Annotated in this window: 1 pseudogene; it reads right to left on the reverse strand. The window is 71.6% G+C overall.

The features are described from left to right. Positions 1–211, reverse strand: a pseudogene (locus tag ALMP_RS42550) (alpha-1,4-glucan--maltose-1-phosphate maltosyltransferase); the annotation flags it as partial.

A 211-nucleotide genomic window follows, 5' to 3' on the forward strand; every position in this document is an offset into this window, starting at 1 on the left:
TGATCAGCGGCGCGATGGTGCGTCCCTCCCGCTCGGCGGCCTCCCAGTCCCGGGGCCTGAGCTGGTACTTCTCCGAGTCCAGGTACTCCTCGCTCCCCTCGCGCAGCGGTGTGTTCTCGCACAGCTCGTAGCCGCTGTAGATGCCCCAGGTGGGCGAGAGGGTGGCCGCCAGGACGGCCCGTGCCTCGAAGGCGGGACGGCCGCCGTGCTG

Source organism: Streptomyces sp. A012304, from assembly GCF_026008495.1.
Classification (GTDB): domain Bacteria; phylum Actinomycetota; class Actinomycetes; order Streptomycetales; family Streptomycetaceae; genus Streptomyces.